This window comes from Rhodococcus sp. 05-2255-3B1 (genome assembly GCF_002258545.1).
Taxonomy (GTDB): domain Bacteria; phylum Actinomycetota; class Actinomycetes; order Mycobacteriales; family Mycobacteriaceae; genus Rhodococcoides.
Genome location: NZ_NOZC01000007.1, coordinates 299,281 through 322,922 on the forward strand (window position 1 = coordinate 299,281; position 23,642 = coordinate 322,922).

A 23,642-nucleotide genomic window follows, 5' to 3' on the forward strand; every position below is an offset into this window, starting at 1 on the left:
ACGGTGACCGTTTCTCGAGGAGATTTGCATGTCTGACATCACCGAACCGCCGGTAGGACCCCCGCCGGGTTCGACCACCAACGCCGAGGGCGGCGACCGGATCGATCCGGTCGACATCCAGCAGGAAATGCAGCGCAGCTACATCGATTACGCGATGAGCGTCATCGTCGGGCGAGCACTGCCCGAGGTGCGTGACGGACTCAAGCCGGTGCACCGCCGCGTGCTGTACGCGATGTACGACTCCGGCTTCCGGCCCGACCGCAGCTACGTCAAATCCGCACGCCCCGTTGCCGAGACGATGGGTAACTACCACCCCCACGGCGACACCTCGATCTACGACGCACTGGTGCGTCTGGCTCAGCCGTGGTCGATGCGGTACCCGCTGGTCGACGGCCAGGGCAACTTCGGCTCCCGCGGAAACGACGGTGCCGCAGCCATGCGTTACACCGAGGCCCGGCTGACTCCGCTCGCGATGGAGATGTTGCGCGACATCGACGAGGAAACCGTCGACTTCATCCCCAACTACGACGGCAAAACCCAAGAGCCGACGGTCCTTCCGTCCCGCGTGCCGAACCTGTTGATGAACGGCTCCAACGGCATCGCCGTCGGTATGGCCACCAACATTCCGCCGCACAACCTGCGTGAACTGGGCGACGCGGTGTTCTGGGCCCTCGACAACTTCGAGGCCGACGAAGAAGCGACGCTCGCGGCCTGCATGGAACGCGTCAAGGGCCCCGACTTCCCGACCCACGGCCTCATCGTCGGTGGCCAGGGCATCCAGGATGCGTACTCCACCGGCCGTGGCTCGATCCGCATGCGCGGCGTCGTCGAGATCGAAGAAGATTCCAACGGTCGCACCACGATCGTCATCACCGAGCTGCCTTACCAGGTCAACCCGGACAACCTGATCACCTCCATCGCCGAGCAGGTCCGAGACGGCAAGCTCTCGGGCATCTCCAAGATCGACGACGAGTCCTCCGACCGTGTCGGCATGCGCATCGTCGTCACGATCAAGCGCGACGCCGTCGCGAAGGTCGTGCTCAACAATCTCTACAAGCACTCGCAGCTGCAGACGAGCTTCGGCGCGAACATGCTCTCGATCGTCGACGGCGTTCCGCGGACGCTGCGCCTGGATCAGATGATCCGCTTCTACGTCACTCACCAACTCGACGTGATCGTCCGACGTACGCGGTATCGCCTGCGCAAGGCAGAAGAGCGCGCCCACATTCTGCGCGGCCTGGTCAAGGCTCTGGATGCGCTCGACGAGGTCATCGCGTTGATCCGGGCATCTCCGACGGTCGACGACGCGCGGCAGGGCCTGATCTCGCTGCTCGACATCGACGACATTCAGGCCCAGGCCATCCTCGACATGCAGCTGCGACGCCTCGCAGCCCTCGAGCGTCAGAAGATCATCGACGAGCTGGCCGAACTCGAACGCACCATTGCCGACCTGCAGGACATTCTGGCCAAGCCGGAACGGCAGCGACAGATCGTGCGCGACGAGCTCGCCGAGATCGTCGAGAAGTTCGGCGACGACCGTCGCACGCGCATCATCGCCGCCGACGGGGACGTCAACGACGAGGATCTGATCGCCCGGGAGAACGTGGTCGTGACGATCACCGAGACCGGGTATGCCAAGCGCACCAAAACCGACCTCTACCGCTCGCAGAAGCGCGGCGGCAAGGGCGTGATGGGAGCGGGGCTCAAGCAGGACGACATCGTCAGCAAGTTCTTCGTCTGCTCGACGCACGACTGGATCCTGTTCTTCACCACCAAGGGGCGCGTCTACCGGGCCAAGGCCTACGAACTGCCCGAGGCCAACCGGACCGCTCGCGGCCAGCACGTCGCGAACCTGCTCGCCTTCCAGCCGGACGAACGCATCGCCCAGGTCATCCAGATCAAGACCTACGAGGATGCGCCGTACCTGGTGCTCGCCACCAAGGGCGGTCTGGTCAAGAAGTCACGACTGACCGACTTCGACTCCAACCGCAGCGGCGGCATCGTGGCCGTCAACCTGCGCGGCGAGGACGAGTTGGTCGGGGCCGTTCTCGCGTCCTCGGACGACGATCTGCTGCTGGTCTCGGCGCAGGGACAGTCCATCCGGTTCTCTGCCACCGACGAGGTGTTGCGCCCGATGGGCCGCGCCACCTCGGGCGTGCAGGGCATGCGCTTCAACGGCGAGGACGCGTTGCTCTCGCTCAACGTCGTCAGCGAGAACAAGTTTCTGCTGGTCGCGACCTCGGGTGGATACTCCAAGCGCACCGCGATGGAGGACTACCCCCAGCAGGGCCGCGGCGGAAAGGGAGTGCTGACAATCCAGTACGACCCGAAGCGTGGCACGCTGGTGGGAGCTCTCATCGTCGACGACGAGGACGAGCTGTACGCCATCACGTCCAGTGGTGGCGTGATCCGGACCGCTGCCAAGCAGGTTCGGAAGGCCGGCCGACAGACCAAGGGCGTGCGGTTGATGAATCTCGGTGAAGGCGACACACTGCTCGCGATCGCGCGCAACGCCGACGAGATCGAACCGGATTCTCTGGGCACCGAAGACGATGCAGCGAAGGAGTCGTAAGTGAGCACTCCCAACCGGCCTGGTAGCAGGCCCGGCCCCAGCGGTGGACCGGACAGCCGGGATGCCGCGCGGGCCGAGCAGCCCGCGCGTCCCGCGCCGCCCGAGGGAGCTCGCCCGGGCAACCGCCCGCAGCCGGCCACTCGTCCCGCGCCCGCGGCAGGCCGTGGTCCGGCCCCGCAGGGGGGTGCACGCCCACCGATGAGACCCGCACCGGGTGCTCCGAACGGTCCGGCACGTCCGGCCCAGGGACCCCCGCCGCAGCGGCCGCCTGCACCTCAGGGACCGCCGCCTCAGGCTCCTCCGGGGGCTACCGAGCAGGGTGCGCCTCGGCAGGGACAGGCTCCTGCCGGTCCGGCGCAGGCCCAGCCGCCCCAGGCTCTCGGCCGTCCGCCCGGACCCGGTCAGCAACCGGCCGGTCGACCCAACGCTGGTCCGCCGCAGAACGGCCAGCCGCCACAGCGGCAGGCACCGGGCGGTCAACCTCCACGACAGCAGGCTCCACAGCCCTCGGCTCCACAGCGATCGGCACCAGGAGAGACTGCGCGCACTGCGGAGGTCTCCGCCGAGTCGACGGCCACCGGCGAGGCGTCACGCGCGCCGGAAGCCGCTCGGGGTCAGGACCAGGCCGGTCCGGCAGCAACTCAGGCGATGCCGGCCCAGCAGAACGACGGTCCGCAAGGTGGCTCGGGAACCCCGCCCTGGCAGCGCGGTCAGCGTCCCGCATCGCAGGGAACCGACGATCGGCAGCAGCCGCAGAATCAGCCGCAGACCAACCTCTCCGGACGCGGTGCGGCACTGCCTCCGACCGGTGAGTTCGATCGATCGGCTCGCACGTCCGCAGAGCCGATCCAGCGCGAATCGACCGAGGACAAGACCGAACGGCGAGAAGCCGCCAGGTCGAAGGCCGCGGTCATCGACGGACCGACACGGCACATCGAACGCAAGGATCTGGCGAAGGACATGCCGGATCTGTCTGCGGTGCGGCACCCGGAGCCGTCCCTGTCCGAGCGTGCGGCGCCTGCATCGATCACGGCCGTGCCCAGTGCCGACGGCGATCCCCTGCGGGCGACCATCCAGATCCGCAAGATCGATCCGTGGTCGACGCTCAAGATCGCCCTCGTGATCGCAGTGTCACTGTTCTTCGTGTGGATGGTGTCGGTCGGCCTGCTGTACGCAGTGCTCGACGGCATGGGCGTCTGGGAACGGCTCAACAGTGCGTTCACCGAGATCGTCAACGAATCCGGCGACGGCGGACTCGTCAGCGCCGGGCAGGTATTCGGCTACGCGGCGGTGATCGGTGTGATCAATGTCGTACTCTTCACCGCTCTGACCACCATCGGCGCCTTCATCTACAACCTGTCGTCGGACCTGGTCGGCGGCGTCGAAGTGACATTGGCAGACCGCGACTGACCTGCATCATCGACAGCCGTATCGGGCCGTTTTGGAAGACAGCGGCCCGATACGGTAATCTCATCCCTCGGTTCGAGGAGAGGTTTTCTTCGGTCCGAAGTAGTGATGAGGGCCTATAGCTCAGGCGGTTAGAGCGCTTCCCTGATAAGGAAGAGGTCGGAGGTTCAAGTCCTCCTAGGCCCACACCGAACGAACGAAAAGAGGCAGGACGTGAAAATCCTTCTTCTGGTCGCATCGGCGGTGATTGCAGTGCTGACACTATCGAAGGTGCGCTCGCAGCGCAGCGCAGACGGCGTCTGGCACAGCATCCCCACCGCGTGACAATCGCTCGGAGTGGACGTGTAAGGTTCGTCTACGATTACCGGCAACACCCGGGGCCTTAGCTCAGTTGGTAGAGCGCTGCCTTTGCAAGGCAGATGTCAGGAGTTCGAATCTCCTAGGCTCCACAAGAAATAGGACGTCCACTTCGGTGGGCGTCCTTTTTCGTTTCTCCACCGGCCCCACGTCCACTCGATGTGACATCGACCCCCCAAAAGTCCACTGAATGTGACATCGAGTGCCCTCGAGTGCCGAGAGGTTCGAAGCGGATTCGGCGGCCCGGTTGTGATCGGACCCAAGGCGGTCTGTGCTTCGGCGCCCACATGTCCAGACAGTCGCCGGTTCTGTGTCGTATCCGTATTTCGATCCTTAGCGTGGTCGCTGTGCAAAGCACGTCGGTTCTCGGATCGATGTGGATGGTCGCGACGGCGCACCGCAGGGGGGTGTGCCGTCGTCCGATCTCGGCGGACGCTGTTCGCCACTGTCTCGAATCGGTTGGCGGTTCGGGCATCTCGAATCTCTAAGGAGTCCCGCAGATGACGCGTGTTCTCGATCATGAAGAGCTGTTGACGGAACTCGACGGCACTCTGGAAGCCAATTTGAATCGCCATCTGTCGATGGCGAAGGAATGGCATCCGCATGATTACGTTCCGTGGGATCTGGGTCGGAACTTCGCGGCGATGGGTGGGCAGGACTGGTCTCTGGAGCAGTCGTCGTTGTCGGAACTGGCTCGCACGGCGATGATCACCAATTTGCTCACCGAGGACAATCTGCCGTCGTATCACCGGGGGTTGGCAGACAACTTCTCGTTGGACGGTGCCTGGGGGACGTGGGTGGGGCGTTGGACTGCGGAAGAGAATCGCCACGGCATCGTCATGCGCGACTATCTGGTCGTGACCCGAGCGGTCGACCCGGTGGAGCTGGAGCGGGCTCGAATGCATCACATGACGGTGGGCGTCGATGCGCCGATGGATGGCGCGAATTTTCTCCATTCGGTGGCGTATGTGACGTTTCAGGAGTTGGCGACGCGGGTGTCGCACCGGAACACGGGTCTGGCGTGCGGAGATCCGGTGGCGGATCGAATGTTGGCTCGTGTTGCCGCGGACGAGAACCTGCACATGATCTTCTATCGGAACCTCGGTGAGGCGTCGCTGGATCTGGTGCCCGATCAGATGGTCCGCGCCATCACCGATGTCGCGACCGACTTCCAGATGCCCGGTCTGAACATGCCCAATTTCCGCAAGAATGCGATGACCTTGGCCAAGCACGGGATCTACGATCTGCGGCAGCATCTGGACGAGGTGTTGATGCCTGTCTTGCGCAAGTGGAAGATCTTCGAGCGCAACGATTTCACGGGTGAGGGCGAGCGGGATCGTGATCGGCTGGCAGCCTTCGTCGAAGACCTGGCAGTCAAGGCGACCAAGTTCGAGGAGTCTCGCGATCGTCTGCTTGCCAGGGAGGCGGCACGCGCCGAGAAGGCGTCCTGACCTGCTACGTCTTCGCCGGCCAGAGTCGTGATCACGTCTCGGAGGTGTTAGAGTCCGGGCATCGTTGGGTCATGTGAGGCGATGGCCGTAGTGCGTGGGGAGGGCCGATGGTGCCTGGGGGGTATCGGGTGAGTGGTGGTGTTCCTTTCGGTGAATGCTGCCTCCAGTCGGCCGAATCATGGTCTTGCACGGTTGGAATCGACTGGTGAGCAGGCTCAGGTTCGACGAGTCCGGACGCATGCTCGCCGTGTTCGCGGCGGTCACCACGGTTCTGTACGCCGCCAGCGCGATAGCGTCGTGGTCGAATCTGACCGGTGCGCAGCAGGTTCTGGCCGCCTTGGCTCTGATCCTCGGTCCGACGGCGATCGTGGTGCTGGCAAGGGCGGGTGTGCCGAGCCCCAAGCAGGCGGTGGGATTGGCGACCGCATTGTCGGTGATGGCACTCGCCTGTGCGCTGGGGAGCAGCGACACCATGCCGGCGTTCTTGATCTGCGTCCAGGCGGCCATGTTCCTCGGCATGCACATCGGTGCGTTCTGGTCCGAACGCAGTGCAGGCATTTGGGTTGCAGTGCTTGCTGTTTCAGCGGTCATCGGAGCCGCGATCGCGCCGTACGGCACGCCGTTCATCAGTTATATCCTCGTGGCGCTCGGCATCGTCGGTGCCACGGAGGTGTTCGGTGTCTTCGCGCGCCGAATGCGCTATTCCGCGACGCACGACGCTCTGACCGGCCTGCTCAACAGATTCGGGTTCGAGTCCAAGATCGAGAAGATGTTGCCGGCATGTGCCGCTCGCGGATTGTCGGTCAGCCTCGCCGTGCTCGACCTGGACAATTTCAAGGAGATCAACGACGAGTACGGCCACATTGCCGGTGACGTCCTGCTCGCCCGGGTCTCGAAGGCATGGAAGGGGCAGTTGACCCGACGCGACGTTCTCGGTCGGCTCGGCGGAGACGAGTTCGTGCTGTTCATGCCGGGGGTTCTCGAAACGGAGGCCTGGCAGATCATCGAGCGACTGCGCCGCGCTCATCGTGCGGAGTGGAGCGTCGGATTGGCCTGCATGCCCGCGGGTCGCCGCTGGGGTGAGATCTATCGGGCAGCCGACGCCGATCTGTACCGGGCGAAGCGAAGCCGGCCGCCGAGGACGAGTCGGCCGTCCGATCCCGACGCCGGGTACAGCGGACCGATTCGCAGGATCGCGCAGTAGCACTCCGTCGATGCAGCGTTGATCCCCAGATTTCATCCACAGGCTGGGGATAGATTTTCCCGCGCTGTGCACTTCTCGCGTTGACTCGTCGACAACGACGATGCTGCGGGGGATACGCGATGGTCACTCTCGACGAGTTCAGAACATGGGACAGCCGAGTGCTGGCAGCCGCGTCCGAAGCCCTGATGTGGCGGTGGCGTGAAGTGACTGCCGTGCACGATTCGGTAGCGGACGCGGCCCTGGGCACAGGGTGGGACGGTCCTGCGGCCGAGGCGACGCGTGAGGCGATGAGCCGCATCCGATCCGATCTGGCAGACGTCGCAGCCGAGTTGCTTCGGATCGCGACCTGTACCGCGGATGCCTCGATCGACATGCAGAGTCTGGTCGCTGCCCTCCGCTCGGTGGAGCAGAGAGCGGCGGACGAGCGATTCGCGGTCGAATCCGATGGCTCGGTGTCCGACGCTGCAGCGTCGTATTCGGTTGCGCTCGTGGATCTGTGGTCGACGATGCGAGAGCGGCGGCGGTGCCGTGACGAGCTCGCCGAGCGAATCGCGCAGCTGATTCGTACGGCCACGGACTTCGACGACTTCCTTGCCCGACGCCTCGCCGGGGAAACGTCCGCAGCCTCCGTCGCGGCGGCAGTTGCGGCTTCGGTGCCGCGCGACGGGTCACCGGCGGCCAATGCTGCCTTCTGGAGCGCGCTCTCGCCTGCGGCACGAACCAGGTTGCTCGTCGAACAGCCCGCGCTGATCGGCAATCTCGACGGCCTGCCTGGACGGGTACGGGACAGCGCTAACCGCCGAGTGTTGGCCGCCGAGCGTATCCGCCTCCGCGCCGTCGAGGCCGAACTGCAGAAAGAGTTGGACGACAACGTGTTCGGCGGAATCTTCAGTGACGCCGATGCCGGACTCGAGCAGACTCGCACACGGCTGGCATCACTCGATGCGATCGACGCGACGCTGGCGCAAGGAGCTCGACAGCTTCTTGTCCTCGACAATTCCTCGTACGAGGAGACGATGGCGGCCGTGGCGGTCGGCGATGTCGACACCGCAACCCATGTCGCCGTCTTCGTGCCCGGTCTCGGCTCGACGGTGCACGGTCATCTTCTCCGCTACGACGGCGACATGGAGGACCTCGAAAGCACTGTGCAGCAACTTGTTTCGCAAGACGCACCGCAATCTGCGGCTGCCGTGACCTGGCTGGACTACCAAGCCCCTCAGGTGGGGTGGAGCTTGCTCGATCCGAATCGGACCGTGGTCTCGGGTGCGGCTGCGCAGGCGGGAGCCGATCGACTGGTTCCGTTTCTGAACGGTCTCGACGCCGCGCGTGCGAGCGATCCGCATCTGTCGGTGTTGGCCCACTCCTACGGATCCCTCACGGCAGCATCCGCGCTCCGAGGTGACACGGGAGTCGACGAGTTCGTAGCTCTCGGGTCACCGGGGCTCGGCACCCACAGCCTCGTAGACCTTCAGCTTCCCGTCGGACACGCCTTCGCAGCGGAGGCCCAGGGCGATATCGTCGCCGATCTCGCCGCGTTCGGCCGCGATCCGGGCGCACTCGACGGAGTCACACTGCTGTCCACCGAGCCGTCCGACGGTGCCCGCGGCTCGATCGGTCACAGCGACTATCTCACCGAGGGCACCACCAGCGGACACAACACGGCACTGGTCGTCGCCGACCGCGGCGCTGAGGCCGTGATCAGAACGAGGCCGGGTCTGCTCGACCTGCTGCAGAAAGCTCTGTACCTATGACGGCGTGTCGTCGTAGTCGGCCAGACTCGGCGGAACGTCGGCAGGCGGGGGCACCTCGTTGCGACGGCGACCGAGGAAGAACACGACACCTCCGACGACGGCAGCAGCGGCACCGAACACCAGTATTCGGCGGGTCCGACGCGATCCGGCGTCGACCGTGACCAGCGCTGGGGTGCGATTCGCTTCGGCAATACGCTCCGCGGTCACCGCTCGCCGCTGCGCAGCCTGCTTGCGTGCCAGCCCGTAACCCCGTCTGGCCAACAGCAGGCCCACTCCGGCCGGACCCTTGCTTGCGGCAGATGCGGCTCCGAGCAGCGCGGACGCTGCGGTACCGGTGGTCGACCGACCCCGGTCGGGCTTCGTTGTGCTCGTCATACCCTCACTGTTCCACAACACGCCCCCGCTGAACCCTCCCGATACATCCGACTCGATGCCCGTTGTGAACTGCCCGATCACCCGAGATGGCACGATGGAGGGCGTGACTTCACCAAACAAGACCCAAACGGCCACGCTGCACACCAACCGCGGCGATATCGTCATCGAACTGTTCGGCAATCACGCCCCCAAGACCGTCGCGAACTTCGTCGGTCTCGCGGACGGATCCAAGGAGTACACGACGCAGAACGCATCGGGTGCCAAGACCGGACCGTTCTACGACGGCGCGGTCTTCCACCGCGTCATCGACGGCTTCATGATCCAGGGCGGCGACCCGACCGGCACCGGTGCAGGCGGACCGGGCTACAAGTTCGAGGACGAGTTCCACCCGGAGCTCTCCTTCGATCGCCCGTACCTGCTGGCCATGGCGAACGCCGGCCCCGGCACCAACGGCTCGCAGTTCTTCATCACCACCGGCAAGACCCCGCACCTCAACCGCAAGCACTCCATCTTCGGTGAGGTCACCGACGAGGCGTCGAAGAAGGTCGTCGACGCGATCTCGAGCACGCCGGTCGGCCGCGGAGATCGCCCGGTGGACGAGGTCGTCATCAACAACGTCACCATCTCTTGATCTGACCGAAGGACTCTCGACAAGATGACGAACCCCGGCTGGGGTGGCGCCTACGGCGACCAGCCCAACCCACCCCAGTCGGTGTGCGTCCGACATCCCGATCGCCCCACCGGCCTGGCCTGTTCGCGCTGCGGCCGGCCGGCATGTCCGCAGTGTCTGCAGGCCGCCGCCGTCGGACAGCACTGCGTCGATTGCGTGCGCGAGGGCAACAAGAACATCCGCACTGCGCAGACCGTCGCCGGTGCACCCATGGCACGATCGGCCAAAACCCCCCTGACGTACGCCCTCATCGCCGTCAACGTGATCGTCTACGGCATCACCGTGGCACAGTCCGGCGATCCGATGAACAACACCTCCGGATCCGCGCTCGCGCGCAGCTGGGCTCTCAACAGCCTGCTCGTCTCCGACGGCGACGTGTTCCGGTTGATCGGCAGCGGCTTCGTCCACTACGGGCCGATCCACCTGCTCGTGAACATGTTCGCGCTGTACATCATCGGTCGCGACGTCGAACTCGTGCTCGGCCGAACCCGCTACCTGGTCGTCTACTTCCTCTCGCTCCTCGGCGGAAGCGCGTCGGTGATGCTGCTGGAGAACCCACTGGCGCTCACCGTCGGCGCGTCCGGTGCCGTCTTCGGCCTCCTCGGCGCGCAGGCCGTCATCCTGCTGCGGCTCAAGCGAAGCCCGGCACCCATCCTCATCGTCATCGCAGTGAACATCTTCATCAGCATCTCGATCCCCAGCATCTCGCTGTGGGGACACATGGGCGGACTCGTCGCCGGCGCCGCCGCAACCGCCGGTCTGGTGTTCCTCTCCCGACGAACCCCGGACACGGGTCGACAACGAACCATGGCCGGCGTGTCGATGGCCTGGCTCTCGGTCATCGCCGTCGCTCTGGTGTCACTGGGCATCATCGCCATCCGTGTACTCGACCTGCGCGCCCACATGGGCCTCTAGCAAGTCCACTCGATGTGACATCGACCCCCCAAAAGGCCACTGAATGTCACATTGAGTGACCCCTGGGGGCCGGGCGGTCAGGAGTTGCGGGGCACCAGACCGTGTATTTCGAGTGCGTCGTACACATCTCGGGGGTCGGTTCCGAGGTCCCATCTGCCGAAGATGATGAGTCGGTCGTCGTCTTCGCCGGGTGGGCGGACGTCGAGTTCGAGCATCGGGACGCGTCGGCCCAGTCGTGGGTATTTCACGATTTTGATGCGGACGATGTCATTGCGGGTGTACGTGTGTTTGCCGCCGAGGCGTTTCATCACCAGTGATCCGTCGTGGGTGATGGCCAGTCGGGGGCGTTGTGCGGCGGCGAGTGCGGCCATGATCCACATTCCGACGGCGGCGAGCCCGACGAGGAATGTTCCGGCTGCGTCGGTGGATGAGAGTGCGGCTCCGATTCCGAGCGCGATTCCGCCTACGACCAGGGCTGCGACGGCGACGAGGGGCGTCGCCCACTGCTGTTCGTACACACCCTGTGGATCGTTCGTAGAGTTATCCACAGGGTTTATCCACATTGGGGATGAATGACATCGATGTAACTCGGTCGGCTCTCAGCGCCACCGCATGGTCATCACGAGTCCGACGATCATGAACCCGAAGCCGATCAGGAAGTTGTAGGCGCCGAGGTTCCCGATGAAGGCGATGTCCTCGGAAGCCAGGTAGTAGACGATCAGCCACAGCAGCCCTACCAGCATGAATCCCAGCATCAGCACCACGTACCAGACCGGTGACGGCCCGGCGTTGACCTTGACCGGCGTACGGTTCGCCGGGTTGATCGTGTAGTCGTTCTTCTTCCGTACCTTCGACTTCGGCATTGCTTCCTCTTCGTGTTCGTGACGGCCGGTGGCACTGCGGCCGTACCTGTGGACAACTTACGGTCGGAACCTGTGGATCGGCGGGTGCCGCGCATCCCCAGGCTATTGTCACCTCGAGGACCGTGACGGTCACCGAACCGGTTGCTGTACACGCTAACGCAGGTGAGCCCAGCACCGACCCACCGGACAAATTGCGAGCACCCGTGAGACGACGATCGACTGCCCCCGCCGACACGCGCTGGTGGGTGCTCGCCGTGGTGGTCTGCTCTGTCGTGGGTCTGCTGCTCGGCACCACCAGGCATGTCTCGGACGGCTCCGAGCTGCGCGGCGGCGACACCACTCGGCTCGCGGATCTGGTCGATGCGGCCCGACTCAGCAGTGACGATGCTCAGCGGAGCCGGGACGCGCTCGAGCAGCAGGTCGAGTCCATCCAGAAACGCACTGCGACGGGGGACACCGAGGTTGCCGATGCGTTGGTGCGTATCGATTCCCTGGCCGACGCGGCGGGACGCGAGCCCGCGTCCGGTGGGGGTGTGACCGTCACGATGGCCGACGCTCCCCGTGGACCGGACGGCTCGTATGCGTCCGACGCGTCCGTCGACGATCTGGTGGTTCATCAGGTCGATGTCCAGAGCGTGCTCAACGCGTTGTGGGCCGGCGGCGCGTCGGCGATCGCGATGCAGGATCAACGCCTGGTGGCCTCGTCGGCTCCGCGGTGCATCGGGAACACCCTTCTGCTCGGCGGGCGAACGTACAGTCCGCCGTACGTGATGACAGCGATCGGAGATTCGGATCGGTTGCGCGCGGCATTGAAGAACGAGCCGGGTGTGCGGTTGTACGAGCAGTACGCGCTTCGGTACGGCCTCCGTTACGACGTCGCAGCGTCCGAGAACCTCTCGGTGCCCGCGTACTCCGAATCGGTGCGCATGCGGTATGCACAGCCTCGCTGAGTACGCTGTCCACATGCGTATTCTCGTCGTCGACAACTACGACAGCTTCGTCTTCAACCTCGTCCAGTACCTGGGCCAGTTGAATGCCGATGTCGAGGTCTGGCGCAACGACGACGAGCGCCTCACCGATCGTGACGCCGTTGCTGGCCGGTTCGACGGCATTCTGCTCAGCCCGGGGCCGGGCACGCCGCAGCGCGCGGGTGCCACGATGGATCTCGTCTCGGCCAGCGCTCGCGCGAAGACGCCCCTGCTCGGGGTCTGTCTGGGCCATCAGGCGATCGGTGCAGCCTTCGGTGCGACGGTGGAGAAGGCTCCGGAACTGCTGCACGGTAAGACCAGCCTGGTGCACCATTCGGGCGTCGGAGTGCTCGAGGGGATGAACGAGCCGTTCACGGCCACTCGCTACCACTCGCTGACCGTCCGGGAGGACACGATCCCGGACGAACTCGAGATCATCGGGCGCACCGAATCCGGTCTGGTGATGGCCATGAGGCACACCGAACTACCGATTCACGGCGTCCAGTTCCATCCGGAGTCCATCCTCACCGAGGGCGGTCACCGCATGCTGGCGAACTGGCTGACCGTCTGCGGGATGCCCACCGACCAGGGTCTGGTTTCCAAGCTCGAGGCCCAGGTCGCCGAGGCGTTCGCCTGAGCCGGTCTCGACGCGGCTAGTTGCCGCTGGGGATTCCCAGCGCCCCGATGCTCACGGTGATGGTGTCGGTCTTGCTGATCTCCGAGCCTGCCGGCTGCGTCTGGTTGACGATTCGCCCGACCATCAGTGGGTCGAGTGTCGACTGCCTCGACGTCGACAGGTTCGATGCAGTTCCGGTCCACCCTGCCGATTCCAGCGCTGTCAGGGCCTGAGCCTCGGTGAGGCCGGACAGGTCCGGCATCGGGATCTTGTCGCCGTTGGAGACCCGCAATGTCACGACGGTGTTCTCAGCGACGTTGGCACCACCGGTCGGGTCCGTCGAGACGACCTGTCCCACCGGCTGACTCGAGTCGATGTTCTGTATCTGGACACGGAGCCCAGCACCCTCGACGTTCGGCTGCGCGACGTCGACGAGCTGGCCGACGACGTTGGGCATCCGGACCTGCGCAGGCCCCGAACCGAGCGTGATGCGAACCTGCGAGTCGGCGTTCATGCTCACGCCCGAGGACGGGTTCTGCTCGATGACCTTGTCGAGGTTCTCCGGCGTCGACGGCGCACGGGCGACGGTGGGATCGAGTTCGAGGCCCACCTCGTTCAAGGCGTCTGCCGCCTCCTGTTGCGTTCGTCCGGTCAGCCGCGGCACCTGCACCTGCTGCGGGCCCGAGGAGACATCGAGCTGAATGTCTCCCGGTGATTCGGTCTGTGACCCTGCGGCCGGGTTGGTGCCTATCGCCGAACCCTCGGGGACCGACGCATCCGGCCTCTCCTGCACGGTGACGCGTAGTCCGACGTTCTCGAGTTCCCGCTGGGCCTCGTCCGCGACGAGTCCGGCGACGGACGGCACGGTGACGGACGTGGGCTCCGCTCCGGGACCGAGAGACCACAGGAATGCTCCGACGATCGCGACGACGATGATCGACGCCGCGGAAACGAGGGCGATCTTGAGGCCGCGACGGCTCCTGGGTTCGTCCTCGCGTTCGGCGTGCCTCGACGCACGGGGTGCGGCGGCTGCGGCCGGTTTGTCCGCGCCGGAGAAGTCTGCCTGCCGGGAGTCGACCGATCCGAGGATCGTGGTGCGGTCCTCGTCGTTCATGACCATCGGGGCGCTCGGGCGTTGACCTCCGAGGACACGGACCAGGTCGGTACGCATCTCGGCGGCGCTCTGGTAGCGGTTGGCGGGGTTCTTGGCCATCGCCTTGAGGATGATCGAGTCGAGTTCGCGCGGCACGGTGTCGTTGACCAACGACGGCAGCTGAGGATCCTCGCGCACGTGCTGGTAGGCGACGGCGACCGGTGAATCACCCTTGAACGGCGGTTCGCCGGTGAGGATCTCGAACAGCACACATCCGAGCGAGTAGACGTCCGATCGAGCGTCGACCTGTTCGCCGCGGGCCTGCTCGGGTGAGAGATATTGAGCGGTCCCGATGACGGCGGCGGTCTGGGTCATCGGCGACGACGAATCGGCGATGGCACGCGCGATGCCGAAATCCATCACCTTCACGGCGCCCGCGTTGTTGATCATGATGTTCGCGGGTTTGACGTCGCGGTGCACGATTCCGTTGCGGTGGCTGAAATCGAGTGCAGCACAGACGTCGGCGATGACCTCCATGGCCCGACGCGGCGCCATGGGTCCCTCGGCGCGCACGATGTCGCGCAGGGTGTCGCCGTCGACGTACTCCATGACGATGAACGGGAGCGGTCCGGCCTCGGTCTCGGCCTCGCCGGTGTCGTACACGGCGACGATGGCGGGGTGGTTCAGGGCGGCCGCGTTCTGGGCTTCGCGTCGGAAGCGCAGGTAGAACGTGGGGTCGCGAGCGAGATCGGCGCGCAGGACCTTGATGGCGACGTCGCGATCCAGCCGAGTGTCACGTGCCAGATGAACCTCGGACATGCCGCCGAAACCGAGTATCTCGCCCAGCTCGTAGCGAGAGGACAGCGTACGGGGAGTCGTCATTGTTGTCCTCGAGGATCTTGCTGGAATGGAATCTCGATCAGCGGCCGTCTCGTCGTCGTCTGCGTCGGCTCGGCCGAGGTCGTGGTGGTTTCCTCGGTGGTCGTCGGCGCCTCGGTTGTGGTCGTCGTCGTGGTCGTCGTGGTTTCTTCGGTGGTGGTTTCTTCCGTGGTCGTCGTGGGTTCGGTGGTTGTGGTCGTCGTGGTGGTCGGCTGCGTGGTCGTGGTGGTCGGCGGCACGAACGGAGTCGGCGTGTCGTCCCTGCCCCCGGTCAACAGCACGTAACCGCCTATGAGGATGGCCAGCAGCAGCAGTCCGGCGCCGCCCCAGGCCAGGGCCTTCTGCGCCGACGACATTCCGGTGGACTCGGGGACTGCGGCGGCTGCCGTTCCGGTGACCGGTCCGCGGTACTCGCGCTGCGATGTCGGCATCATCTGGGTGCTCGACGGCGGCACCGCAGGGCTGGGTACGACGCCCGGCATCATGACCCGGCCGGTGCCCGTACCGCGGGAGTTTCCGGGTGCGGGCGGGCGACGGCCTGCACGGACCGCGGCGACGGCGTCGGCGAACTCGCCACCGTTGGCGTAGCGCGCGGCGGGGTCCTTGACCATCGTGATCTCGATGAGTTCGCGTACGGCAGGGGGCAGGTCGAGCGGCATGGGTGCCGGCGTCTCGCGGACGTGCTTCATGGCCACGGTCAGGGCGCCGTCGCCCACGAACGGCCGCGTGCCCGCGAGTACTTCGTATCCGACGACTCCGAGCGAGTAGACGTCGGAAGCCGAGGTGGCCTCTTCGCCGAGTGCCTGTTCGGGGGCGATGTACTGCGCCGTGCCCATGACCATTCCGGTCTTGGTGACCGGCGACGCGTCGACCGCTTTCGCGATGCCGAAGTCGGTGATCTTGACCTGCCCGGTGGGGGTGATCAGGATGTTGCCCGGCTTGACGTCGCGGTGGACGACGCCTGCGGTGTGCGCGATCTGCAGGGAGCGGCCGGTCTGTTCGAGCATGTCGAGGGCATGGCCGAGCGGCAACCGGGACATCCGGCCCAACACCGCGTTCAGCGGCTCACCGTTGACCAGTTCCATCACCAGGTAGGCCAGTGATTCGCCCGCGCCGTCACGGGTCTCGCCGTAGTCGTAGACCCCGGCGATTCCGGGGTAGTTCAGCTGTGCGGTGGTGCGCGCCTCGAACCTGAAGCGCTGCAGGAATTCCGGGTCCTCGGAGAACTCGGCCTTGAGTACCTTGACCGCCACGCGGCGATCCAGGCGATTGTCCATTGCCTCCCACACCTGACCCATACCGCCGGTGGCGATCAGGCGCAGCAGTCGGTAGCGCTGGGCGATGACAGCCCCGTTGCTCAGTGGCACCGTACGTTCACCTCCCCTGCAATGCGGCTGCGATGACGGCTCGCCCGATGGGGGCGGCCACGGATCCACCGGTTGCGGCGAGAGCTCGGTCGCCGCCGTCCTCGACGATGACGGCGATGGCGACCTTGGGGTCGTCGGCGGGTGCGAATCCGATGTACCACGCGTGCGGTGGGGTGTTGCGCGGGTCGGAACCATGTTCTGCGGTACCGGTTTTCGACGCGATCTGGACGCCGGGGATCTTGCCCTCGCCGCTGGTGTTGTTCTCGGAGCCGATCATCAGATCGGTCAGCGTCGCCGCGGTCGCCGAGCTGATCGCCTCGCCCATGGCCTTGGGCTGGTAGCTCGACAGGTCCGACAGGTCGGGAGATTGCAGCTGCTGCACCAGGTTCGGGGCCATCCGCACGCCGCCGTTGGCGACGGTGGCGGCGATGACGGCGTCCTGCAGCGGGGTCAGCGCCACATCGCGCTGGCCGATGCTGGATTGGCCGAGCGCGGCGTCGTCGTCGATGGGCCCGATGGTGCTGTCGGCGACGGTGAGCGGAATGGTCGAGTCCTCACCGATGCCGAATGCCGCGGAGGTCTCACGCATCCTGTCGACCCCGGTGTCGATGCCGAGCTCGACGAAGGCGGTGTTGCACGAGCGTGCGAACGCTTCGCGCAGGGTTGCCGTCTGGCCACCGCCGCACGTCGACCCGTTGTAGTTCTCCAGTGTCGTCGATGTCCCCGGCAACGTGATGTTCGACGCGGCCGTGAGTTGATCGTCCGGTGTCGCGCCCGCTTCGAGTGCGGCTGCGGTGGTGATCACCTTGAACGTCGATCCGGGTGGGTAGGTCTGCGAGATCGCCCGGTTGACCATCGGCTTCTCGGGATCGTTGCTCAGGTTCTCCCACGCTTCGGTGGTGGTGCTGCCGTCGTGGCTGGCCAACAGGTTCGGATCGTAGCTGGGGGTGCTGGCCATGGCCAGGATGTTGCCGGTGGCGGGGTCGAGGGCCACTACCGAACCGGTGTATCCCTTGGCGGTCAGCTGGTCGTACGCGACCTGCTGAACGACGGGGTCGATGGTGGTGACGACGTTGCCGCCGCGGGGATCTCGGCCCGAGATGAGGTCGAACAGGCGTCCGCCGAAGAGCCGGTCGTCGGATCCGTTGAGGACGGGATCCTCGGCGCGTTCGAGGCCACTGCTCGAGTACAGCATCGAATAGTAGCCGGTGATCGGCGCGTTGGCCTGCGGGCTGGCGGGGGAGATCGAATTCTGCGGGTAGGTGCGCAGGTACTTGTAGCGGTCGTCGGTCGGGACCGAGGACGCGAGTACCTGACCGCCTGCCGAGATCTGACCGCGCTGGCGCGAGTACTCGTCGAGCAGTACTCGCGAATTCCTGGGGTCGGTGCGCAGATCGTCGGCCTTGATGACCTGGAGATAGGTGGCGTTGGCGAGCAACGCAACGACCATGACCATCACGGCGATGGAGACGCGGCGCAGGGGAGTGTTCATGCGCGCTTCACCATCTCGGTGGGTGCCTCCGCGATGGGCGCTGCGGGGGCGGGCTTCTTCTTGGGCGTTGCCGGCTCACGGGCTGCGTCGGAGATCTTGATCAGCAGCGCGAGGAGCAGGTAGTTGGCGAGAAGCGACGATCCTCCGTAGGACAGATACGGCGTGGTGAGGCCGGTCAGTGGGATGAGTTTGGTGACGCCGCCGACGACGACGAACAGCTGGATGGCAATGGTGAACGACAGACCTGCGGCCAGCAGTTTGCCGAAGCTGTCGCGGACGGCCAGCGCGGTACGCAAGCCGCGAATGATGAACAGCAAGTACAGGATCAGGACCGCGGTCAGGCCGATGAGGCCGAGTTCCTCTCCGACCGTCGCGATGATGAAGTCGGTCTTGGCGAACGGAACCTGGGACGGGCGACCGCTGCCGAGCCCGGTGCCGGCCAACCCGCCCGTGGCGAAGCTGAACATGGACTGGACGATCTGGTAGCCGGTGTCGTTGTAGTCGTCGAACGGGTGCAGCCAGGTGTCGGTGCGGATCTTGACGTGGCCGAACACCTGATACGCGAACAGGAATCCGACGAGCAACAGCCCGAATCCGATGATCAACCAGCCGACGCGTTCGGTGGCGATGTAGATCATCACCAGGACGGTTCCGAAGATCAGCAGCGACGTACCGAGGTCCTTCTCGAACACGAGTACGCCGACCGAGACGATCCAGACGACCAGGATCGGCCCCAGATCGCGTGCCCGTGGGAAGTCCATTCCGAGGAAGTGCTTGCCGGCGACGGTGAACAGTTCGCGCTTGGCCACCAGCAGTGAAGCGAAGAAGATGAGCAGCAGGATCTTCGCGAACTCACCGGGCTGAATACTGAAGCCGGGCAGTCGGATCCAGATCTTCGATCCGTTGACCTCGGAGAATGCCGACGGCAGCATGGCCGGGATGGCCAGGAGCACCAGTCCGGCGAGTCCGACGGTGTAGCCGTAGCGAGCCAGGGTGCGGTAATCGCGCAGCAGCACCAGCAGAGCGACGAACCCGGCGATGGCCAGCGTCGTCCACAGCACCTGCTGGTTGGCATCGGGGGACGGAATGGGGTTGCCGAGATACTGGGCCTGCTGCTCGTCGGCCAGATCGAGGCGATGAATGAGCACCAGACCGAGTCCGTTGAGCAACGCCACGATCGGCAACAGCAACGGATCCGCGTAGGGCGCGAAACGGCGTACCGCCAGGTGCGCCACCGTCATCAGCGCGAGATACGCCACCGCGTACTTCGCCAGATCCCAGGTGATGGTCTGTTCCTGACTGGCTTCGACCAGAACCAAGGAGATCGTGGTGATCAGAACGGCAGCGCCGAGCAACAGCATTTCGATGCCGCGTCGGTTGGATTGAACCGGCGCGGGCGCGAACCCTTCGGGCGGACTCGGAAAGGATCCTCCCGCGGACGGATTGGAACTCATCGAGTACCGGTCCTGCAGTTCTGACCGGGAATTTGCGGAACCGTCGGTGTCGGCACCGCTGTGGTGGTCGGTGCTGCCTCAGGAGTGGGTTCGACCGTGGGCGGCAGCGGGGCCGCGGGCGGCGGGATGATCGCCGTCGGAGTCGGTTCGACGGTCGTGGTCACGACCGGCTCGGTCTCGCAGACCTGAAGCAGGTCCCCGGAGGCCAACCGCTCGACCTGACCGCGCGCATCGTCGAGAGATCCCGACGGCAACCCGGCCGTGACCTGCTCACGTGCAGCAGGCAGAAGATCGTCGATCTCGAACGGAACACAGTCCGCCGGGGCGGCATCCGGCGCGGTCAACGTGACGGCTCCGTCGTCGTCGAGGCAGCCGATCAGTTCGACGCTCTGCAGCGAGTACCCCAGCACCGAGCCGGGCAGCCCGCGCAGCACGGTCACCTTGCTGTTGTCGGCACCGACGTAGTAATTGCCCTTGATGATCGAATTGGCCACCACTGCACCGATTCCGGCGAGAACGACCAGGGTCAGGGCAATGAGTGTCCAGCGCAGCTTGTGCGATTTCTTCTCCGGTGCGACAACCGGAGCGGTGACGCGCTTGGGCGTCGTACGGGGGGGACGCATCGCTGCGGCGCGCCCTGCTGCGGTGTTGGGCGGAGGGGCGTCCTCCTCGTCTTCGGTGCTGGCGGCACCGCCGAGGATGGGGTGGCTCTGTCCGTAGTCGAGGTCGATCACATCGGCGACGACGACCGTCACGTTGTCGGGCCCGCCACTGCGAAGCGCGAGTTCGATCAGTCGGTCGGCGCAGGGTCCCGTCTCGCCCTCGTTCAGAGTGTTCTCGATGGTTTCGTCGCTCACGACGTCCGAGAGGCCGTCGGAGCACAGCAGATATCGATCGCCTGCGCGCACTTCCCGAACGGTGAGCGTCGGCTCGATCTCGTTGCCGGTGAGGGCACGCATGATCAAGGACCGTTGCGGATGTGTGTGCGCCTGCTCGGCGGTGATGCGGCCTTCGTCGACGAGAGACTGAACGAAGGTGTCGTCTCGGGTGATCTGGGTGAGCGAGCCGTCGCGCAGCATGTACGCGCGCGAATCGCCGATGTGTACCAGTCCGATTCGCTTGCCCGCGAACAGGATTGCGGTCAGTGTGGTCCCCATGCCGTCCAGCTCGGGTTCGTCCTCGACCTGATCTGCGATGGACGCGTTGCCTTCGCGGGTGGCTGCCTCGAGCTTGCCCAGCAGATCCTCGCCGGGCTCGTCGTCGTCGAGATGAGCCAATGCGGCGATCATCAACTGCGAGGCCACTTCACCGGCGGCGTGACCGCCCATGCCGTCGGCCAGCGCCAGTAGGCGAGCCCCGGCGTACACGGAGTCCTCGTTGTTGGATCGAACCAGACCGCGATCACTGCGGGCGGCATAGCGAAGGACGAGGGTCACGGGCGCAACTCGATCACGGTCTTGCCGACGCGGACAGGGGTTCCCAGGGGGACGCGAACGGCGGTGGTCACCTTCGCGCGGTCGAGGTAGGTGCCGTTGGTCGAGCCGAGGTCTTCGACGTACCAATCTCCGCCGCGGGGCGAGATGCGCGCATGCCGCGTCGACGAGTAGTCGTCTGTCAGAACGAGAGTGGAGTCGTCCGCTCGCCCGATGAGGACGGGCTGCGTGCCGAGCGATATGCGCGTTCCGGCGAGACCGCCCTGGGTCACCACGAGGTACTTGGCCACCTTCTGCTTGTTGAACGACGGGAGAACTTTCGAGCCGCCGGAGTAGCGAGGAGGCACTCGCATGCCTGCGGCCGCATAGATGTCACTGCGCAAGGTGCGAAGGACGGCCCAGACGAAGAACCACAGCAAGAGCAGGAAGCCCGCCCTTGTCAGTTGCAGAATCAATCCCTGCACGACGATTCACCTCCTCCTTCGCAATCGACCCGTGTTCCGCACACGCGCAAAGTCGCGGCGCGGCAGACATGGTTGCCTCGCAGCATCATAGGGTGAAGCAGCTCGTGTCGACGACATACGGGTGGACGAGAGTGCGAGTCGAACCCCCACCCGAGCCCACGTCGATCGTCAGACGATCCGAACCAGAATTTCGGAGTGACCGGCCCGAATGACGTCGCCGTCGGCCAACTGCCAGTCCTGCACCGGAGCGCCGTTGACGGTGGTGCCGTTGGTGGAACCGAGGTCGGAGAGCATGGCCACGCGGCCGTCCCACCGGATCTCGATGTGCCGACGCGAGACACCGGTGTCGGGGAGCCGGAACTGTGCATCCTGGCCACGGCCGATGATGTTCTGACCGTCACGGAGCTGGAAGTAGCGGCCGCTGCCGTCCTCCAGTTGCAGCGTGGCGGCGAGCGCCTGGCTCCGCCCTGCGTACGAGGCGGGCTGGTCGTAGCCGTAACCGTCCCCGCGGTCGCCCGCACCCTGCGGATAGCCACGGCCGTAGGCGGCCGGCGCAGGCGGGTAGTCGTAGCCGGGCTGCTGGTAGCCGGGCTGTTGATATCCGGCGGCCTGAGGCTCGGCATACCGGCCGGCCGGGTCGTTGTACGCCTGCTCCTGGTAGGGGGCCTCGGAGTACGCGGCACCCTGCTCGGCGGCGTTGTAGTCGTAGCCCTGGCCGTTGTAGCCCTGCGCGTTGTAGGCCTGCGCGTCGTATGCCTGGCCGTCGTACCCCTGCGCGTCGTAACCCTGGGCACCGTAGCCCTGATCCTGGCCGCCGGGCGCGCCGTAGGCTTTGGGGTCGTAGCCCTGTTCCTGGCCGGCCGCGCTGTAGGCCTGACCCTGCTCGGGGTACGACTGCTCGTCGTAGCCACCGTTGTACGGCTGCTGGTCGTAGCGCGGATCGTGATCGGCAGGCGCGTAGGCCTGGGCGTCGTACCCGTTCTGCTCACGTGCGGGGTAGCGCGGATCCTGGCCACCGGCGTAACCGTTGCGCGTGCGCGGATCGGGACGATGGCCGTCCGCGGGATCGCGCTGCGGGTCGTAGCCTGGGTTCTGCGTCATGTGGCCGGCTCCTGGTATCGACATCGGTGGGGCAGACGGTCGCTGCGTAGCTGAAGGGACGGGACTGGGTGCCGGCGGAGCCGATACGTTCTTCGGGGCCGAGGCACCCTGCTGCGCGTTGCGGCCAGCAGTCGCCGATCGTCCCACATCGGGATCGACCGAGCCACTGGCACGGAACTGTCCGGTGTGCAGGGTGGGCGACGGCTCGAATCGAACCACCACGTCGCCGTAGGTCTGCCAGCCTTGATCGCGGATGTAATCGTCGAGGTGGCGTGAGAACGCCTTGACCGTGAGTTCTCGGTCGCCGGCGAGTTCGTCGTGGTCCGAACTGTTGATGGTGATGACGTAGCTGTTGGGTGCCAGCAGATGCCCGCCGTCCAGGGGCCGAACCAGATCCGACGCTTCCTGCTGGAGCGCTGCCTCCACCTCCGCCGGTACGACGCCTCCGCCGAACACGCGGGCGAAGACGTCGCCGACAGCGCCTTGGAGCTTGCGTTCGAAACGTTGAACGATGCCCATCGTGACCCCTCCTCTCACTGTGTTCTTCCACCGTGTGGTGCCTGCTGGTGTGCAGGACGCGACGGCCGCGTGTCATCACGAAGTCGCGCTGCAAGCATGATATACGGTGCCGCCGACGGGGACTGCCCGCCGCGGTCGGCTCCCGGCTGCCCGACGCGGCGATTTTCGAGCGCGGCATGGTGCGTGTTAGTGTTCTCGCCGTTACCCGGGCGGGTGGCGGAATGGCAGACGCGCTGGCTTCAGGTGCCAGTGTCCTTCGGGACGTGGGGGTTCAAGTCCCCCTCCGCCCACCACACTGGCCGCAGCTGATTCGATCGCTGCGGCCAGTAGTTTCTTCCGGGTCGGTTTCCTCGCGGCCCGATCCTCGAATCGTCCTACAGGCGTGTGATTCTCGGTCGATGTCGGCCGGGTTGGTCCAGTACCCGGTCTCGATGGCGTCTCGTATACGAGAATTCGCAGGTGAAAGCCCATAATAGGCTTACCTTATTTGCGGGGGCACCCAGGTGCTGACTTATCGTTCGTAGTTGGATCGGCCTCACCACGGCCGGATCCGTCGAGACCCTCACTTTTCTACCATGAGCTCACCCGCTCGTGCAGGGGAAAGCGTCGACGATCGACAGGTGCTGCTTCAACGGCGAGGACGCACCGCAGGCCGTTCGTGCAGCCGGTTACACCACACCGTCGCCGACGA

General features: G+C 65.6%; 19 protein-coding genes and 3 tRNA genes. 12 read left to right on the plus strand and 10 right to left on the minus strand.

The annotated features are described in order from the left end of the window. Nucleotides 1-28 precede the first annotated feature (28 nt). The 7 genes from gyrA (at nt 29) to CH249_RS05670 (ending at nt 8,742) form a co-directional block, all read left to right on the plus strand. A complete protein-coding gene (gene gyrA / locus CH249_RS05640; protein ID WP_032396992.1) occupies nt 29-2,572 on the plus strand; it encodes a DNA gyrase subunit A in 2,544 nt (847 codons plus the stop codon). Next, entirely contained in the window at nt 2,573-3,982 is a 1,410-nt protein-coding gene (locus tag CH249_RS28600; protein ID WP_306436628.1) for a DUF3566 domain-containing protein, read from the plus strand. It abuts the gene before it with no gap. Nucleotides 3,983-4,091: 109 nt separating this feature from the next. Further along, nucleotides 4,092-4,165 (plus strand) — tRNA-Ile (locus CH249_RS05650). Between the two features lie 190 nt (nt 4,166-4,355). Then, nucleotides 4,356-4,428 (plus strand) — tRNA-Ala (locus tag CH249_RS05655). 408 nt (nt 4,429-4,836) lie between these two features. Continuing rightward, nucleotides 4,837-5,787 carry an acyl-ACP desaturase gene (locus CH249_RS05660; protein ID WP_045197778.1) on the plus strand — a complete coding sequence of 317 codons (951 nt, stop codon included), beginning with the start codon at nt 4,837-4,839 and terminating at the stop codon, nt 5,785-5,787. Nucleotides 5,788-5,992: 205 nt separating this feature from the next. Further along, complete coding sequence (locus CH249_RS05665) at nt 5,993-6,991, plus strand: diguanylate cyclase (RefSeq protein WP_235386946.1); 999 nt, start codon at nt 5,993-5,995, stop codon at nt 6,989-6,991. Between the two features lie 119 nt (nt 6,992-7,110). Next, nucleotides 7,111-8,742: an alpha/beta hydrolase gene (locus CH249_RS05670; protein WP_094682427.1), complete on the plus strand. Its 1,632-nt coding sequence runs from the start codon at nt 7,111-7,113 to the stop codon at nt 8,740-8,742. Here the strand turns inward: CH249_RS05670 and CH249_RS05675 are convergent. Further along, nucleotides 8,737-9,117, minus strand: a complete 381-nt coding sequence (locus CH249_RS05675) for a hypothetical protein (protein WP_045200665.1) — start codon at nt 9,115-9,117, stop codon at nt 8,737-8,739. The two genes, CH249_RS05670 and CH249_RS05675, sit on opposite strands and share 6 nt — an antisense overlap. A gap of 94 nt (nt 9,118-9,211) precedes the next feature. Between CH249_RS05675 and CH249_RS05680 the strand changes: the two genes are divergently transcribed. Then, nucleotides 9,212-9,748, plus strand: coding sequence for a peptidylprolyl isomerase (locus tag CH249_RS05680; protein ID WP_094629007.1), 537 nt, complete (start codon nt 9,212-9,214; stop codon nt 9,746-9,748). Nucleotides 9,749-9,772: 24 nt separating this feature from the next. Beyond that, the gene (locus tag CH249_RS05685; RefSeq protein WP_045197780.1) at nt 9,773-10,702 is read left to right on the plus strand and encodes a rhomboid family intramembrane serine protease; all 930 of its coding nucleotides are present in this window, start codon (nt 9,773-9,775) and stop codon (nt 10,700-10,702) included. Nucleotides 10,703-10,779: 77 nt separating this feature from the next. On the opposite strand, the gene CH249_RS05690 is transcribed toward CH249_RS05685, so the two are convergent. Together CH249_RS05690 and crgA are read right to left on the minus strand one after the other, a co-directional pair. Beyond that, nucleotides 10,780-11,265, minus strand: a complete 486-nt coding sequence (locus CH249_RS05690; protein WP_094682425.1) for a PH domain-containing protein — start codon at nt 11,263-11,265, stop codon at nt 10,780-10,782. Nucleotides 11,266-11,301: 36 nt separating this feature from the next. Beyond that, complete coding sequence (gene crgA, locus CH249_RS05695; protein WP_094682424.1) at nt 11,302-11,565, minus strand: cell division protein CrgA; 264 nt, start codon at nt 11,563-11,565, stop codon at nt 11,302-11,304. A gap of 203 nt (nt 11,566-11,768) precedes the next feature. Between crgA and CH249_RS05700 the strand changes: the two genes are divergently transcribed. Beyond that, nucleotides 11,769-12,515 (plus strand): DUF881 domain-containing protein, encoded by a 747-nt coding sequence (locus CH249_RS05700; protein WP_094682529.1) that lies wholly within the window; start codon nt 11,769-11,771, stop codon nt 12,513-12,515. A 13-nt stretch (nt 12,516-12,528) separates the two neighbouring features. Then, nucleotides 12,529-13,170: an aminodeoxychorismate/anthranilate synthase component II gene (locus CH249_RS05705; RefSeq protein WP_045200668.1), complete on the plus strand. Its 642-nt coding sequence runs from the start codon at nt 12,529-12,531 to the stop codon at nt 13,168-13,170. 16 nt (nt 13,171-13,186) lie between these two features. On the opposite strand, the gene pknB is transcribed toward CH249_RS05705, so the two are convergent. From pknB to CH249_RS05740, 7 genes are all read right to left on the minus strand, one after another. Further along, complete coding sequence (pknB, locus tag CH249_RS05710; RefSeq protein WP_032397000.1) at nt 13,187-15,124, minus strand: Stk1 family PASTA domain-containing Ser/Thr kinase; 1,938 nt, start codon at nt 15,122-15,124, stop codon at nt 13,187-13,189. Next, nucleotides 15,121-16,488 (minus strand): serine/threonine-protein kinase, encoded by a 1,368-nt coding sequence (locus CH249_RS05715; protein WP_094682423.1) that lies wholly within the window; start codon nt 16,486-16,488, stop codon nt 15,121-15,123. Before CH249_RS05715 ends, pknB begins: the two co-directional genes overlap by 4 nt. Before the next feature lie 7 nt (nt 16,489-16,495). Further along, entirely contained in the window at nt 16,496-17,980 is a 1,485-nt protein-coding gene (locus CH249_RS05720) for a penicillin-binding protein 2 (protein WP_032397002.1), read from the minus strand. Then, complete coding sequence (locus CH249_RS05725) at nt 17,977-19,434, minus strand: FtsW/RodA/SpoVE family cell cycle protein (RefSeq protein WP_094682422.1); 1,458 nt, start codon at nt 19,432-19,434, stop codon at nt 17,977-17,979. The genes CH249_RS05720 and CH249_RS05725 overlap by 4 nt, the downstream gene beginning before the upstream one ends. Further along, nucleotides 19,431-20,870 (minus strand): PP2C family serine/threonine-protein phosphatase, encoded by a 1,440-nt coding sequence (locus CH249_RS05730; protein ID WP_045197786.1) that lies wholly within the window; start codon nt 20,868-20,870, stop codon nt 19,431-19,433. The genes CH249_RS05725 and CH249_RS05730 overlap by 4 nt, the downstream gene beginning before the upstream one ends. Next, nucleotides 20,867-21,331: an FHA domain-containing protein gene (locus CH249_RS05735; protein WP_032397005.1), complete on the minus strand. Its 465-nt coding sequence runs from the start codon at nt 21,329-21,331 to the stop codon at nt 20,867-20,869. Before CH249_RS05735 ends, CH249_RS05730 begins: the two co-directional genes overlap by 4 nt. Nucleotides 21,332-21,499: 168 nt before the next feature. Continuing rightward, nucleotides 21,500-22,951: a DUF3662 and FHA domain-containing protein gene (locus CH249_RS05740; protein WP_094682421.1), complete on the minus strand. Its 1,452-nt coding sequence runs from the start codon at nt 22,949-22,951 to the stop codon at nt 21,500-21,502. A 207-nt stretch (nt 22,952-23,158) separates the two neighbouring features. On the opposite strand from CH249_RS05740, the gene CH249_RS05745 reads away from it, so the two are divergent. Next, nucleotides 23,159-23,244, plus strand: a tRNA-Leu gene (locus tag CH249_RS05745). Nucleotides 23,245-23,642 lie beyond the last annotated feature (398 nt).

Coding starts and splice junctions, on each gene's coding strand:
- CH249_RS05720 (WP_032397002.1), bottom strand. CDS start 17,980: ATGAACACTCCCCTGCGCCGCGTCTCCATCGCCGTGATGGTCATGGTC.
- crgA (WP_094682424.1), bottom strand. CDS start 11,565: ATGCCGAAGTCGAAGGTACGGAAGAAGAACGACTACACGATCAACCCG.
- CH249_RS05675 (WP_045200665.1), bottom strand. CDS start 9,117: ATGACGAGCACAACGAAGCCCGACCGGGGTCGGTCGACCACCGGTACC.
- CH249_RS05725 (WP_094682422.1), bottom strand. CDS start 19,434: ATGAGTTCCAATCCGTCCGCGGGAGGATCCTTTCCGAGTCCGCCCGAA.
- pknB (WP_032397000.1), bottom strand. CDS start 15,124: ATGACGACTCCCCGTACGCTGTCCTCTCGCTACGAGCTGGGCGAGATA.
- CH249_RS05705 (WP_045200668.1), top strand. CDS start 12,529: ATGCGTATTCTCGTCGTCGACAACTACGACAGCTTCGTCTTCAACCTC.
- CH249_RS05670 (WP_094682427.1), top strand. CDS start 7,111: ATGGTCACTCTCGACGAGTTCAGAACATGGGACAGCCGAGTGCTGGCA.
- CH249_RS05680 (WP_094629007.1), top strand. CDS start 9,212: ATGGAGGGCGTGACTTCACCAAACAAGACCCAAACGGCCACGCTGCAC.
- CH249_RS05660 (WP_045197778.1), top strand. CDS start 4,837: ATGACGCGTGTTCTCGATCATGAAGAGCTGTTGACGGAACTCGACGGC.
- CH249_RS05740 (WP_094682421.1), bottom strand. CDS start 22,951: ATGGGCATCGTTCAACGTTTCGAACGCAAGCTCCAAGGCGCTGTCGGC.
- CH249_RS05685 (WP_045197780.1), top strand. CDS start 9,773: ATGACGAACCCCGGCTGGGGTGGCGCCTACGGCGACCAGCCCAACCCA.
- CH249_RS05690 (WP_094682425.1), bottom strand. CDS start 11,265: ATGTGGATAAACCCTGTGGATAACTCTACGAACGATCCACAGGGTGTG.
- gyrA (WP_032396992.1), top strand. CDS start 29: ATGTCTGACATCACCGAACCGCCGGTAGGACCCCCGCCGGGTTCGACC.